The organism is Streptococcus thoraltensis DSM 12221 (assembly GCF_000380145.1).
Lineage (GTDB): Bacteria > Bacillota > Bacilli > Lactobacillales > Streptococcaceae > Streptococcus > Streptococcus thoraltensis.
This window is the reverse complement of record NZ_KB904620.1, coordinates 117,708-132,659: the sequence shown is the minus strand read 5'-3', so window position 1 is coordinate 132,659 and position 14,952 is coordinate 117,708. Positions and strand designations below refer to the sequence as shown.

Sequence of the window (14,952 nt, the reverse complement as noted above, 5' to 3'; positions counted from 1 at the left end):
GATATAAGTTTCAGGGCGAAATCACAAACTTGTCGTATAAAAATAAAGGCAAAATAGACTAAGCGTCAGTAATATCCCCAACCACCATGTCCATATAAAATACCATTTTTGTGTTTTATGATGAAATACTTTTGCACCAAGTAAAGCACCCAGACCGCCAAATAGTAATGTGACGGTCAGTAAAAATCGCTCAGTTACTCGCCAATTTCCCTTGATTGCCTGACGCTTATCGTAGCCATAAGCTAAAAAAACAAAAAAATTCCAAATCAGCAAGATAACCATTATTATTATTAGCATCTTTTCTCCCCACTAAAAAATCAGTGAACTACTGTTAGATAATCCACCGATTTTATTGCTTACTATTGGTAATCTCTTTCAATTAATGAGCATCACTTAAAATACTAGCTACCTTGGTATTAATCAAATCAAGCGCAACAGTGTTTGAAACACCTTCTGGAATGACAATATCAGCATAACGTTTGGTCGGCTCAATAAATTGATGGTACATTGGCTTAACAACACCAGTGTACTGATCGATGATACTATCCAAACTACGGCCACGTTCCTCCATATCACGCTTGATACGGCGGATAATGCGAATATCATCATCGGTATCCACGAATAACTTGATGTCCATCAAATCTCTCAACCGCTTATCTTCTAAAACAAGAATCCCTTCCACAATAAAAACATCTTGCGGTTCTTGACGATAGGTCTTGCTGCTACGAGTATGTTGAGTATAATCGTAAACAGGAATATCCACAGGGCGGCCTTCGATGAGTTCATTCAACTGCTCAATCATCAAATCGGTATCAAAAGCAAGCGGATGGTCATAATTGGTCTTTACACGCTCATCAAAGGTTAAATGAGCCTGATCCTTGTAGTAAGAATCATGTTCAATCATGGCAATTTTTTCATCTGTAAAATTAGCTAAAATTGCTCGAGAAACACTGGTTTTTCCACCACCAGACCCACCAGTAACGCCAATAATAATAGGTTTTTTACGCATTTTTCGCTCCATTTTTCTCAACATTGTTAGCTATTATATCACAAAACATGCTATAATATAAAGCAAATCTACAGAAAAATAAAGGAACCTTCCATGATTGAACAACTTCCTAACGAGTGGCAAGACAAACTTGCTAGTCTTGGATTTATTGAAACAACCCCCATCCAAAATGAATTATTTACACCATTATCTGCTGGTGAAAATATTCTAGGCATTAGCCCAACAGGTACTGGTAAAACCTTAGCCTACATGTGGCCTCTTCTGTTGAAATTAATCCCTAAGAAAGCACAACAATTGCTTATCCTCGCTCCAAATAGTGAATTGGCTGGTCAGTTATTTGACGTTGCTAAAACGTGGGCTGAACCTATCGGATTAACACCGCAACTGCTCCTTTCAGGATCTAGTCAGAAAAGGCAGATTGAACGTCTTAAAAAAGGACCCGAGATTATCATTGGAACACCTGGTCGTGTCTTTGAATTGATTAAACTTAAAAAAATTAAAATGATGAACGTCAATACCATTGTTCTGGATGAATATGATGAACTTTTGAGTGATTCGCAAATTCAATTTGTCACCAAAATCAGCAATCACGTTCCACGCGACCATCAGATGGTTTATCTCTCAGCAACGCAAAAAATAAGCAACGATAGCCTCGCTGAAAACACTAAAGTTATTGACCTATCTAAACAAGAAAACACCTCGATTGAGCATTATTACATCCGCGTTGAGAAACGCGATCGCTTAGACCTCCTACGTAGGCTAAGCAATATCCCAGATTTCCGAGGGCTTGCTTTTTTCAACAATTTATCTGATTTAGGAGCTGTTGAAGAGCGTCTCCAATTTAACGGGACTTCTGCAGTGTCCCTCGCAAGCGATGTCAATGTTAAAATGCGAAAGGTAATTTTGGAGAAATTCAAAAGTCACGAACTTAGTCTATTGCTTGCTACTGATCTTGTAGCCAGAGGTATTGATATTGATAACCTTGAAACTGTGATTAATTTCGATATTCCTCGTGATCGTGAAATATACACCCACAGAGCTGGACGTACTGGACGCATGGGCAAAAAAGGACAAGTTATCTCACTTGTTACCCACAAAGAAGATTTAAAGAAACTCAAAAAAATGGCTTGCGTCCAAGAATTGCAACTCAAGCACCAATCTCTAACATTAAAAAAATAGCAGCTAGGTTTTACGCCTAACTGCTATTTTTAGATTATAGTCTTTTGAATTACCTTTGATACATGGTCACTTTCGACTTGCCCTACTCATACTCAATGAAAATCAAGTATTGTTCTGCGTCTTTTCTGTTCCTTGTTCTGAAAGTTAATTCATTTGACTATATTTCCAATAATCAATAGCCATGCAATTCACTAACCGTAACAACTTCATAACCTTGCGATTTAAGGTATTCTAAAACTGACGGCAAAGCATCTACAGAAGTTTGATGGATGTCATGCATCAAAATAATCCCCCCAGGTGTTAACTGCTCTTGTACTTTTTTCATGATAGCTGGTGTTGAGTGACTTTGCCAGTCTAATGTATCCACTGTCCACATAATTTCTTTCAACCCTGCGGCAGACTGAACAGCCGTATTCGTAGCACCATATGGGGGGCGCATTAGAGTTGGTTTCTGCTTAATAGCTTTCTCAATAGCTTCATTTGTAGCATTAATTTCCTGTTTAATGCCCTCACTTGACAAAGTTGTCAGATTAGGGTGAGACCAGGTGTGATTGCCAATTTCGTTCCCTTGGTCAACCATTTTTTTCAATAAATCTTCCTGCCCTGCTATCTTTTGACCAAGTGTGAAAAAGGTGGCCTTCGCATCATATTGTTGTAAAATATCCAAAACTTTTGGCGTTGTCGCTGGATTGGGACCATCATCAAAAGTCAGAGCAACTTTTTTTAGATTTTTTCGTTTTTCGGCTAGATAGGCCTGATAACTTTCTAAAGCTTTACCCTTAAGATATTTCCCCTGAACAGAATCTAAAAAGCCACTGATTGGTAAACTAAGCTCTTTTGTTAAGTATAACTGCTCATCTTCATATGAAAATGGAATTTCTGACCAATCATCTCCCTCAAAAGCTTTTAAAATACTAGCTTTTTTATCTTGCGACCATGACCGTTGATTAGTTGTAGCCTCGATTACTTTTCGAAAGGCTTTTTTATCTTTAATCAAGTCGTCTAGCGTAAACGGATCTTTATAAGCCTCGTCTTTAAAATAGATTGACTTTAAGTTTTTCTTTTTTTCTTTTTTAATATCAAACCCGTCTATTTTGTAAGTCGATTCCTTTAATTGTAATTCCGAAACATTTTCTAGATCTGATTCTACTTTTTTAGGATAGAGTAAATGGAGACGATCAATTTCATGATTTTCATATTGTCCCATTTGGTTATTTTCTGGCAAGAATTCTTCTAACGTTTTCTGCACATAGCTTCCCTCACCACCAGTGTTAAAATATATCCATGAATCTTTATCAGACCATACTTCATGACCATTTGAGATAGGAATATCGCGATTGATTTTCTTTTGAAAACCCTCAACAAAGGTCATGATTTTCTGCTGTCGCTGCTTAACATATAATGGCTTCCCAATAAACCACACCAAAGAAAGCATGGCAGCAACAATTCCAATTACTAGCACTATTTTCTTCATCTTAAAACTCCTTTATTCCATTATAAAGAGAGGAAGTTGAAAAGACAAGGAAATTTTTAATAGAATTCAAAAAGTCGCTCTAATTATTAGAACGACTTTTTGATATTATTTAATGTCGAAAACGACAGATTTAACAGTGGTCATGGCTTCAATAGAGTATTTAACTCCTTGTGTACCAGCACCAGATTTTTTAGCTCCCAAGAATGGGAAGTTATCTGTACCACGTTGTGTTTTGTTATTGATATGAACGGTACCAACTTCAAGCTGTTCTGCGATTGAGAAAGCAAGCGGAAAATCATTAGTGAAGACAGAAGCCTGAAGACCGTATTCAGATTTATTTGAAATTTCGATAGCTTCCTCAACTGATGATACACGAATAACTGGAAGGACAGGACCGAATGGTTCTTCCCAAGCTAATTTCATATCAGTTGTAACGTTATCAAAAAGAATTGGATAAATGAGGTTGCCTTCACGAAGAATATCGGTTTTGGCATCTGCCCCTTTTTCAACGGCATCATTGACAAGACCTTCGACGAAGTCAGCTGCAGCAGTGTCGATAAGCGGTGTGATGTCTGCATTATCTTCAGGATTGCCGACAGTCAATTTAAGAACCTTTTCACGGAGCATTTCAACTAACTCATCAGCTACACTATCCATGACAAGAACACGTTTAACCGCTGTACAACGTTGCCCTGAGTAGCCAAAGGCACCATCTACGATATTTTTAGCAGCGACTTCAAGGTCAGCATCTTCAAGAACAATAGCTGAGTCTTTACCACCAAGTTCAAGCATGATTGGTCGCATACCGGCCATTTTACCGATACGTTCACCAACTGGAGTTGAGCCTGTAAAGTTGATAAAGTTAACAGCTTCGTGTTCTACAATGTAGTCACCAATAACTGATCCACGACCTGTAATGGTACTAAAGACACCTGCTGGAATACCAGCTTCAGCGAATACTTCAGCCAAGACAAGACCAGAGATTGAACCTTGCGTAGGTGGTTTAAGGGCAACAACGTTCCCTGAAATCAAAGCGGGAGCAATCTTCGATCCAGCCAAATTGACAGGATAGTTAAAGGGTGAGATAGCAAGCACTAAACCAAGAGGTTCGCGACGTACCATAGCGATTTTTTTCTTGCTTGCTGCGTCAAAGCTTCCGCCTTCAAGGACTTCACCCTGCATGCGAACACCTTCTTCAGCTGCATAACGAATAATATCAGCAGTACGGGTTACTTCACTAACCGCTGCTTTGTAACCTTTAGCAATTTCTTTTGACAGAACTTCACCAATCTTCTCAGCATCACGGTCAAGAATATCAGCTACTTTGTGGAGGTAAGCAGCACGTTCTACGTATGAAAGTGCACGCCAAGCTGGCTGCGCAGCTTTTGCTGTTTCATACACGTAGTCCACCTCTTCTTGACTCATAGCTGGGACTGAACCTAATTCTTCTCCAGTTGCTGGAGCGTAGATCTTAATTTCGTTGTCAGAAAGTTTCCACTCTCCATTGACAAGGTTTTTATATTGTTTAGACAATTCCTTGCCTCCTTTACACTTAGTATGTTTTCTATTCTAGCACTTTATCTAGGGAATTCAATTATTTAATACAAAAAATGTCAGAATTTTCGTATTTTTATTTGATACTTCAAACAAACTAAAAAGAGGTTGCCCTCTTCTTAGTTACTTATTTTATAAATATTCTTTTTGAAGCTCAAGAACTTCTTCAGCCGTTGAACATTCTGTAAGAGCGCGGTTTGCATACTCTTCCATTTTTGCTGAATCAAGAGACTTCATCAAGCTACGTGTACGAAGTACTGATGTTGCTGACATTGAGAACTCATCTAGCCCCATTCCGACAAGGAGTGGCACAGCTTTTTGGTCACCAGCCATCTCACCACACATACCTGCCCATTTGCCTTCAGCATGAGCTGCTTTGATAACATTGTTAATCAAACGAAGGATTGATGGGTTATATGGTTGGTAGAGGTATGAAACTTGTTCATTCATACGGTCTGCTGCCATTGTGTATTGGATAAGATCGTTTGTACCAATTGAGAAGAAATCAACTTCTTTAGCAAATTGGTCAGCAAGCATTGCTGCAGCTGGAATCTCAATCATGATACCAACTTGGATATCATCCGCCACTGCTACACCTTCAGAGAGCAAGTTAGCTTTTTCTTCATTGAAAATGGCTTTTGCTGCACGGAATTCTTTAAGTAGAGCAACCATTGGGAACATGATACGTAATTGACCGTGTACAGATGCGCGAAGAAGAGCACGAATCTGTGTACGGAACATTTGATCACCAGTTTCAGAAATTGAGATACGAAGCGCACGGAAACCAAGGAATGGGTTCATTTCATTTGGGAGATCGAAATAAGGAAGTTCCTTATCACCACCAATGTCCATAGTACGAACCACAACTGGTTTGCCGTCCATGCCTTCAAGTACAGCCTTGTATGCTTCATATTGCTCATCTTCTGTAGGGAAATCTTGAGAATCCATATACAAGAACTCTGTACGGTAAAGACCGATAGCCTCTGAACCATTATCGTTAACACCTTCAACATCTTTAGGAGTACCGATATTAGCCGCCAACTCAAAGTGTTTACCGTCGGCTGTCACTGTCTGTGCATTTTTAAGAAGTGCCCATTCAGCTTTTTGTGCAGCGTAGGCTTTACCAGCTTCTACAAATTCTGCAATCTGCTCTTGAGTAGGATTGATGATAACATCACCAGTAATACCATTAACCGCTAAAATGTCACCATCTTTAACCAGACTTGTCACGTTATTGGTACCCAAAACCGCACCAATTTCAAGTGTACGAGCCATGATAGCTGAGTGACTTGTACGTCCACCGATATTAGTTACGAAAGCTTTAACAAAATTTTTGTCAAGCTGAGCAGTATCTGACGGTGTCAAGTCGTGAGCGATAACAATTGACTCTTCACTGATAGTTGCAGGGTTTGGTAATTTCACACCAAGGAGGTGAGCCAAGACACGTTTTGCAACGTCACGAATATCCGCCGCACGTTCTTGCATGTATGGGTTATCTTCCATACCTTCAAAAAGTGTTACGAACATGTCAGTAACTTCTTTCAAGCCAGCTTCTGCATTAACTTGTTTCGCACGAATTGTTTCTTTAATCTGACCAATCATTTCTGGGTCAGCAAGAACCATTAAATGAGCATCAAAAACGGCTGCTGCTTCTTCACCAAGCGTACCTACGGCTTTTTCACGAATAACAGAAAGCTCGTCTTGAGACGCCGCTAGAGCTGCATCCAGACGAGCTTCTTCTGCATCTGTATCTGAAACTGAAACAGTTTCAAATGACAAATCCGGTTGAACCAATAAGTATGCTTTAGCAACAGCAACACCATCAGACGCTGCAATTCCTTTAAGCATTTCTGTCATTTTATTATGCCAATCCTTCTTTTGTCATTGTTTCTTCGATCGCAGCAAGAGCGTCATCAGCATCTGCACCTTCCGCAGAGATTGTAACGTCAGCACCTTGACCAACTCCAAGACTCATAACACCCATGATTGATTTAAGGTTAACTGCTTTACCTTTGTAGTCAAGAGTGATGTCTGAAGCGAATTTGCTAGCTGTTTGAACAAGCAAAGTTGCTGGACGAGCGTGAATACCTGTTTCTGCTACAATGTGAAAATCTTTAGAAGCCATGATGGTTCTCCTTTTTTCTCTTTTAAATTTTTGAGTCATCCATGATAACCCTTACAATTTCTAATTATAACATAAGGCTTTTTTTTTTTCAAGATTTATAATCTATATTGAAAAAATTTACAGGTTACTTTCTGTCTTCTTACATTATCAAATTAAAAATATAGTATGGCATTTTCAAGAGACAATAAAAAGAAATCCTTATCCATTTTGAGGGAAATATTGGCAAGAATACTGTCTTCATCTGCTTTCTTCCTGTTTTCAACAAAACACAATATATTGGGGTATAACAAAAACATATAACTATATTTTGTGTTTTATCAGTAACAATCTATTGCAATTTAAGCCAATTTTGGGTATGCTATTGTGGTACTTAAAAAGGAGAATTATCAAATGAGTAACATTACTATTTTTTCAAAAAACAATTGTATGCAATGCAAAATGACTAAAAAATTCTTAGAAAAAGAAGGCGTTGCTTTCAAAGAAATCAATATTGACGAAGAACCTGAACATATCGAATACGTTAAAAGTTTAGGGTTTGCAGCGGCTCCAGTCATCCAAGTTGGCGATATTGTCTTCTCTGGTTTCCAACCTGCCAAACTCAAAGAAATCGTTTAAAATAAGTTAAACCAATTGAAAGTTGCCTTTCACTCTTAGCTGGTCAGACGACCAGATTCATCAAAAATTTTTGCTCGCTCAAGATGATCTTATTCATTAACAACGCATGGGCAAACACCTCAATATCACGACAAACTTGTTTTAATCATCCCAACACACAATGATAACTTTGATAATATCTAAGATTTCATTGAAGACAAGCTAGCACATTGTCAGGACACTATCGGCAATGGCAATAGGAATTTTGCTCCTAACTTCTGTTGAGAAGCTAGGGAATTATCACAAAAATATCACCTACTACTACTTTACACATTTGAATTTAGTGGTACTGCAGTAGACACTAACATAGTAAAAGGAATGTTATCAAATGAGTCTTAAAGATTTAGGAAACGTTACTTATTTCCGTTTAAATAATGAAATTAACCGTCCAGTTAATGGACAAATTCCTTTGCATAAGGACAAGGAAGCTCTCGCTGCTTTCTTTAAAGAAAATGTCAAACCTAACATGATGCCTTTCACTTCAATTACAGAAAAAATCAATTATCTCATTGAAAACGACTACATCGAAACAGGTTTTATCAAAAAATACAGTCAAGAATTTATCGAATCATTAGCGCAAGAGCTAAAAAACGAAAATTTCCAATTCAAGTCATTTATGGCTGCTTATAAATTCCATCAACAATATGCGCTCAAAACAAATGATGGCGAATCCTATTTGGAAAGTATGGAAGACCGCGTTATGTTTAATGCCCTCTACTTCGCTGATGGCAATGAGGAATTAGCTCGTGATTTGGCTAAAGAGATGATCAACCAACGTTATCAACCGGCAACACCGTCCTTCTTAAATGCTGGTCGAAGCCGTCGTGGTGAATTGGTATCTTGTTTCTTGATTCAAGTAACTGATGATATGAACTCAATCGGTCGTTCTATCAACTCAGCGCTGCAATTATCACGTATCGGTGGTGGTGTTGGGATTTCTCTTTCAAACCTTCGTGAAGCAGGCGCACCTATCAAAGGCTTTGCTGGAGCTGCTTCTGGTGTTGTTCCAGTGATGAAATTGTTCGAAGACAGTTTCTCATACTCAAATCAATTGGGACAACGTCAAGGCGCCGGTGTGGTTTATCTCAGTGTCTTCCATCCAGACATCATTTCCTTCCTTTCTACCAAGAAAGAGAACGCTGATGAAAAAGTCCGTGTTAAAACCCTCTCACTTGGTGTGACCGTTCCTGATAAATTCTACGAATTAGCTCGCAAAAATGAAGACATGTACCTCTTCAGCCCATACAGCGTCGAAAAAGAATATGGTATTCCTTTCAACTACATTGATATAACTGAAAAATACGATGAGTTGGTTGCCAATCCTAAGATTAGTAAAACAAAAATCAAGGCTCGTGATTTAGAAACTGAGATTTCTAAATTACAACAAGAATCAGGTTATCCATACATTGTCAATGTTGATACTGCCAATCGTTCTAACCCAATTGATGGAAAAATCATCATGTCAAACTTGTGTTCAGAGATTCTTCAAGTGCAAAAACCAAGTCTTATCGATGATGGACAAAATTACCTCTCAATGGGAACTGACATCTCATGTAACCTTGGCTCAACCAACGTTGTAAACATGATGACTTCACCTGATTTCGGTCGTTCTATCAAGGCTATGACACGCGCGCTTACTTTTGTTACGGACTCATCAAGTATCGAAGCTGTTCCATCTATTAAAAATGGTAACGAACAAGCCCATACGTTTGGTCTTGGAGCTATGGGACTTCATTCATTCCTTGCTCAGCAACACATTGAATACGGAAGCCCTGAGTCAATCGAGTTCACTGATATTTACTTTATGTTGCTTAATTACTGGACACTAGTTGCATCTAATGAGATTGCTCGTGAACGTCAAACAAGTTTTGTTGGTTTTGAAAATTCTAAATATGCTGATGGTAGCTATTTTGACAAGTATGTTTCTGGTCAGTTTGTACCAAAATCAGACCTTGTTAAAGACCTCTTCAAAGACCACTTTATTCCGCAAGCTGAAGATTGGGAAGCTCTTCGCCAATCAGTTATGGCTGATGGGCTTTACCACCAAAACCGCTTAGCAGTTGCACCAAACGGTTCTATCTCTTATATCAATGACGTTTCTGCTTCAATCCACCCAATTACCCAACGCATTGAAGAACGCCAAGAGAAAAAAATTGGGAAAATCTATTACCCAGCTGCAGGACTTTCAACAGATACTATCCCATACTACAAATCAGCCTACGATATGGATATGCGTAAAGTTATCGACGTTTACGCTGCTGCAACAGAACACGTTGACCAAGGTTTGTCATTGACGCTCTTCATGCGTAGTGAAATTCCTGCAGGACTTTACGAATGGAAAGGCAACGACACTAAACAAACCACACGTGACTTGTCTATCCTACGTAACTATGCCTTCAACAAAGGTGTCAAATCCATCTATTACGTTCGTACCTACACAGACGATGGTGATGAAGTTGGTGCTAACCAATGTGAAAGCTGCGTGATTTAACAAAAGTCCTACTATCTAAAGGCAGCAACTGCTATCGTAAATGACCCAGTTCCCTCACTAACAGTGACATTTCTGGGTGATGAAGAATCTCTTCCGTCTTGTCACTAATTTAAATTTATAAAAAACTCAAGTCGCTCACGGTGTTAGGTTTCTCCTAACTGACAAGACTAGGTTGAAAAGTGGTTGATAGCAACTAATGCCTCTTAGCAACTTACTATTTATTATAGCTATTAAGAATGAATGATTCATGTTCAATGAAACTCAAAATCAGACGAAACAACACCAATGCAGATAGCACTAAAGTTCATCAAATCACGTCAAGGACGTTTGAAGTTGATTTTCAAAGACTATAATTGATAGATAAGTCAAATAAAGCCCTGCTAGCCCCTAGCACTGCTTAGAGTTGCTTCTTCACTCTACATACACTACCCTTTCTTGTCCGCAACTTTAGTAAACATTCAGCCAGCTTATTTTGAAGTTGGCTGCTTGTTCATGTTAAACTATAAGCGTAAGTTTTTTACTATTTCTGTTTTTAAGGAGTCCCCATGTCACATTTTACTTATTATGAAGCTATCAACTGGAATGAAATCGAGGATGTTATCGATAAGTCCACTTGGGAAAAATTGACGGAACAATTCTGGCTTGATACTCGTATCCCCCTATCAAATGACTTAGATGATTGGCGTAAGCTTTCTGCCGAAGAAAAAGATCTTGTCGGTAAAGTTTTCGGTGGTCTTACCCTTCTTGATACTCTTCAATCTGAAACAGGTGTCGAAGCTATTCGTGCCGATGTTCGTACACCTCACGAAGAAGCTGTTCTCAACAATATCCAGTTTATGGAATCTGTCCATGCTAAATCGTACTCTTCTATCTTTTCAACTCTAAACACTAAAAAAGAGATTGAAGATATTTTTGAGTGGACAAATACCAATCCTTACCTCCAACGTAAGGCTGAAATTATCAATGAAATTTATAAAAACGGTGATGCTCTTCAAAAGAAAGTCGCTTCTACCTTCCTAGAAACCTTCTTATTCTACTCTGGTTTCTTTACCCCACTTTATTATCTTGGCAATAATAAGCTAGCTAACGTCGCTGAAATTATCAAATTGATTATCCGTGACGAATCTGTTCACGGAACTTATATCGGTTATAAATTCCAATTAGGTTTCAATGAATTACCAGAAGAAAAACAAGAAGAATTCCGCGAATGGATGTATGATTTACTCTATAGTCTCTATGAGAATGAGGAATTATACACCAAAACGCTTTATGACAATGTCGGCTGGACTGAGGAAGTGATGACTTTCCTTCGTTACAACGCTAACAAAGCTCTCATGAATCTGGGGCAAGATCCGCTTTTCCCAGATACTGCAAATGATGTTAACCCGATTGTTATGAATGGTATTTCAACAGGGACCTCCAACCATGACTTCTTCAGTCAGGTTGGTAATGGCTATCTCCTTGGTAGTGTTGAAGCTATGCAAGATGACGATTATAACATGGGACTTTAAAACGATTTTCTGAATTTCAACCAAAAACCAGGCTTCTTTGCTTGGTTTTTTTGCTTTAAAAACTATCTGACTATTTCATTTACATTTGAAGTAGCCTCTTAAAATTGTTATACTATAGTCAAATGACTTAACTTTTAGACAAGGAGTTGAGACGCGGACAGTACTTGATACTCTTTGAAAATCAAAAGCTGACCTTGTTAACTTGATTTGATGACCTTCAGTTCTATCTGCATGCGTGTCGCCTAGTCTGCTTTTGATTTTCATTGAGTATGAGTAGGGCAAATCGAAAGTGACGATAGAGCAAAGTTGACTCAAAAGACTAAAAACTAAGAAATTCTTTTTTAAGGAGCAGGTATGACTCAAAAACAAGTTGAGAGGCAGTCACTCATTGTCTCAACAATTGGAAATTTTATCATTGGGCTTGCTGGGCTGATTATCTATATTGTAACTGATTTAAACGCCCTTCTTTTAGATGGTGTTTTCTCCTTAATTGCATTCATATCAACTTTGGCAGCCGTCTTCATCTCTATCAATAGTCATCGTAAAACAGCTACTTTTCCAAATGGTATGTATTTCTTAGAGCCACTATACGGTATTTTAAAATCCATCGCTACGCTTATGTTGCTAATCATCACACTCTTAGAAACCAGTGCTGCTGCGTACGCCTATTTTAGCCAAGGAAAAGGGAGTCTCATTGAGACAAATCTGGTTCTTCCCTACACCATTACGATGGTTATCCTGTGTTTTAGTTTAGGTTTTTATAATCGTCAGAAAAATCATCAAATCAATAATTTATCCACAATTATTGCGGCTGAAAGCAAAGGAAATTTTATCGATGGGCTTATTTCTGCGGGCGTTGGTATTTCCATTTTACTCCTCAAAATCATTCCGATAGAAAGTAGCCTTGGCTTCCTCCACTATACAGCGGATTTTTTTATCACCTTAATCCTTGTTATTTTTTCCTACAAAGAGCCCCTAGCTGTTTTAACGGATTCTTTTAAGGAATTCACACAATCACCAACACGAAACAAACAAATCGTAACACTCATCCATGATATTTTCCAAACTCATTTCAATAAGCACTACCATGATTTGGATATTTTTATTTACAAACAAGGTACTCATATAAGTATCCGTGTACATATTCTTGATCCGACTGATTTAGACCTCATTTCACACTCGGTTAATCTCAAACCATTTCTCCTTGAAGATTTACGAGATTCTTTTGAATTCGTAACTGTTGAGTTTGCATTTTAGACATGAAAAAACCAAGTAGAGCGTATACTCTGCTTGGTTATTTTGTTTTTCTGAGTTCAAATAAGGTTTTGATAATACTGAGAAAGACGATTGATAGAATCCCATTTAAGATATTTTGACTAAGACTAGCACCATTATTAAAAGCCATAGCAGACATGATCAGATGAGCAATTGTTGCAATTGACATAAAAATAATTGAAATGACTATGATTTTTTTAAGCATGGAAATACCTACTATTTCTCATCATTAATGGTTGAATGTTTGTAACCATAGCCGAAATAAATTAAGGTTCCAAGAACCAAGGATACCAAGAAAGCAATCCATGTCACTGCTTGATATTGGCTCATAAACACTAAGCAAATCACAATTGCAAAAATAGGCAACACTGGCACAAATGGCACTTTGAACTCGCCATCTTTTGGTAGACCTTGCTGCCTACGTAAAACAATAATAGCAATGGCTAAAAGCATTAGATAAGCAAGTGTTGTGATGTTAACAAACTCTGCTAAGCTTGCTAGTGGCACCATACCAGCAAATACCATCGCCCCTAGACCAGTCACTAACGTCGCATTTCTTGGAATGCGTGATTTCTTAGTAACTTGACTCAATGCTTTGGGGAGTAAGCCATCTCGACTGATACTATAAATGGTTCGTGACAAGGCAAAAGTCATAGAGATACACACTGTTATCAAAGTCAAAATAGCAACAACTGACACATAATTACCAGCCCAGCTCAAGCCTACAGAACGAAGGGCATAAGCAACGGCATCGGACACATTGAGTTGAGTGTAATGAACCATACCGGTTAGAATCAAGGTAACGACCATATAAATAGCTGTCACGATAATCAAGGATAGGGTGATCCCTTTTGGCACTTTTTTCTGTGGATCATGAACTTCATCGACTGCTGTGGAAATGGATTCAAAACCAAGAAAGGCAAAGAACATGATGGAAGCACCTGCCAGTATCCCTGACTGTCCTCCAACAGGATTTCCCCAACCGAACGGTGAAAAAGGTGTCCAATTTTCAGGTTTAAGGAAGAAAAGTCCTAAAAGAATAAATAAGGCTAAGGCTGAAAACTTGAGAACCACCAAAGCACTGTTGAAACGCATTGCTTTCTTAGAATCCATAAGGACAATGGCTGTTACAAAGAACATCACTAAAACTGGTAAGAGGTCGATATACTGACCTTTGGCAGGATTGAAGGTACCATTAATAGCAGCAGGCAACTGGATGCCATAATTAGCAAGCAAACCTTTCAGATAAGAACTCCATCCAGAAGCTACACTAGAGACCGCAAAGAGAAACTCTAGAATAATCATCCAGCCGGCTATCCAGGCTGGAAACTCGCCTAGTGTGGCATAAATATAAGAATAGGCACCGCCGTTTGCAGGAATGCGTGAGGCAAACTCAGCGTAAAAGAGAGCAAAAATCCCTACAGCAATGGCTGATAGCGTAATTGAAACAATCAGAGCTGGTCCAGCATATTGTGCTGCTCCAATCCCTGTAATAGTGAAGATGCCAGTTCCTACCATTGATCCGAGCCCTAGAAAGACAAGGTCAATAACTTTGAGATGGCGCTTCATCTCAGTCTTATCAAGACTGGTATTTTTTTGACGAAAAATAGTCACTATTTTCCCCTTTATAAATAAAAATTTATGATTTTCAAAAGAAAACTCAACTTATCTATTTTATCA

At 38.4% G+C, this 14,952-nt stretch carries 13 protein-coding genes; 5 read left to right on the top strand and 8 right to left on the bottom strand.

Going from position 1 to position 14,952, the window contains the following annotated elements; genetic code table 11:
- Positions 1-21: 21 nt before the first annotated feature.
- Positions 22-297 carry a DUF1294 domain-containing protein gene (locus A3IA_RS0108725; protein WP_018380942.1) on the bottom strand — a complete coding sequence of 92 codons (276 nt, stop codon included), beginning with the start codon at positions 295-297 and terminating at the stop codon, positions 22-24.
- A gap of 82 nt (positions 298-379) precedes the next feature.
- Positions 380-1,009, bottom strand: a complete 630-nt coding sequence (gene udk, locus A3IA_RS0108720) for a uridine kinase (RefSeq protein ID WP_018380941.1) — start codon at positions 1,007-1,009, stop codon at positions 380-382.
- 93 nt (positions 1,010-1,102) lie between these two features.
- Between udk and A3IA_RS0108715 the strand changes: the two genes are divergently transcribed.
- Complete coding sequence (locus A3IA_RS0108715) at positions 1,103-2,188, top strand: DEAD/DEAH box helicase (RefSeq protein WP_018380940.1); 1,086 nt, start codon at positions 1,103-1,105, stop codon at positions 2,186-2,188.
- A 172-nt stretch (positions 2,189-2,360) separates the two neighbouring features.
- Here the strand turns inward: A3IA_RS0108715 and A3IA_RS0108710 are convergent, their stop codons facing one another.
- From A3IA_RS0108710 to A3IA_RS0108695, 4 genes are all read right to left on the bottom strand, one after another.
- Positions 2,361-3,662 carry a polysaccharide deacetylase family protein gene (locus tag A3IA_RS0108710; protein WP_018380939.1) on the bottom strand — a complete coding sequence of 434 codons (1,302 nt, stop codon included), beginning with the start codon at positions 3,660-3,662 and terminating at the stop codon, positions 2,361-2,363.
- Positions 3,663-3,767: 105 nt separating this feature from the next.
- Entirely contained in the window at positions 3,768-5,195 is a 1,428-nt protein-coding gene (locus A3IA_RS0108705; protein WP_018380938.1) for an NADP-dependent glyceraldehyde-3-phosphate dehydrogenase, read from the bottom strand.
- 153 nt (positions 5,196-5,348) lie between these two features.
- The gene (gene ptsP / locus A3IA_RS0108700) at positions 5,349-7,073 is read right to left on the bottom strand and encodes a phosphoenolpyruvate--protein phosphotransferase (RefSeq protein WP_018380937.1); all 1,725 of its coding nucleotides are present in this window, start codon (positions 7,071-7,073) and stop codon (positions 5,349-5,351) included.
- Between the two features lie 4 nt (positions 7,074-7,077).
- Positions 7,078-7,341: a phosphocarrier protein HPr gene (locus tag A3IA_RS0108695; protein ID WP_003064009.1), complete on the bottom strand. Its 264-nt coding sequence runs from the start codon at positions 7,339-7,341 to the stop codon at positions 7,078-7,080.
- A gap of 390 nt (positions 7,342-7,731) precedes the next feature.
- On the opposite strand from A3IA_RS0108695, the gene nrdH reads away from it, so the two are divergent.
- The 4 genes from nrdH to A3IA_RS0108670 all read left to right on the top strand — a co-directional run bounded on the left by nrdH (position 7,732) and on the right by A3IA_RS0108670 (position 13,254).
- Positions 7,732-7,956 (top strand): glutaredoxin-like protein NrdH, encoded by a 225-nt coding sequence (gene nrdH / locus A3IA_RS0108690; RefSeq protein ID WP_018380936.1) that lies wholly within the window; start codon positions 7,732-7,734, stop codon positions 7,954-7,956.
- A 367-nt stretch (positions 7,957-8,323) separates the two neighbouring features.
- Positions 8,324-10,486, top strand: a complete 2,163-nt coding sequence (nrdE, locus tag A3IA_RS12030; RefSeq protein WP_018380935.1) for a class 1b ribonucleoside-diphosphate reductase subunit alpha — start codon at positions 8,324-8,326, stop codon at positions 10,484-10,486.
- A gap of 545 nt (positions 10,487-11,031) precedes the next feature.
- Complete coding sequence (gene nrdF / locus A3IA_RS0108675; RefSeq protein WP_018380934.1) at positions 11,032-11,997, top strand: class 1b ribonucleoside-diphosphate reductase subunit beta; 966 nt, start codon at positions 11,032-11,034, stop codon at positions 11,995-11,997.
- A gap of 354 nt (positions 11,998-12,351) precedes the next feature.
- On the top strand, positions 12,352-13,254 hold the full coding sequence (locus A3IA_RS0108670) for a cation transporter (protein WP_018380933.1): 903 nt from the start codon (positions 12,352-12,354) through the stop codon (positions 13,252-13,254).
- A 37-nt stretch (positions 13,255-13,291) separates the two neighbouring features.
- Here A3IA_RS0108670 and A3IA_RS0108665 read toward each other — a convergent pair whose 3' ends face one another.
- Positions 13,292-13,477 (bottom strand): hypothetical protein, encoded by a 186-nt coding sequence (locus tag A3IA_RS0108665; protein WP_018380932.1) that lies wholly within the window; start codon positions 13,475-13,477, stop codon positions 13,292-13,294.
- Between the two features lie 11 nt (positions 13,478-13,488).
- Positions 13,489-14,889: an APC family permease gene (locus tag A3IA_RS0108660; RefSeq protein ID WP_026217647.1), complete on the bottom strand. Its 1,401-nt coding sequence runs from the start codon at positions 14,887-14,889 to the stop codon at positions 13,489-13,491.
- Between the last annotated feature and the right edge of the window lie 63 nt (positions 14,890-14,952).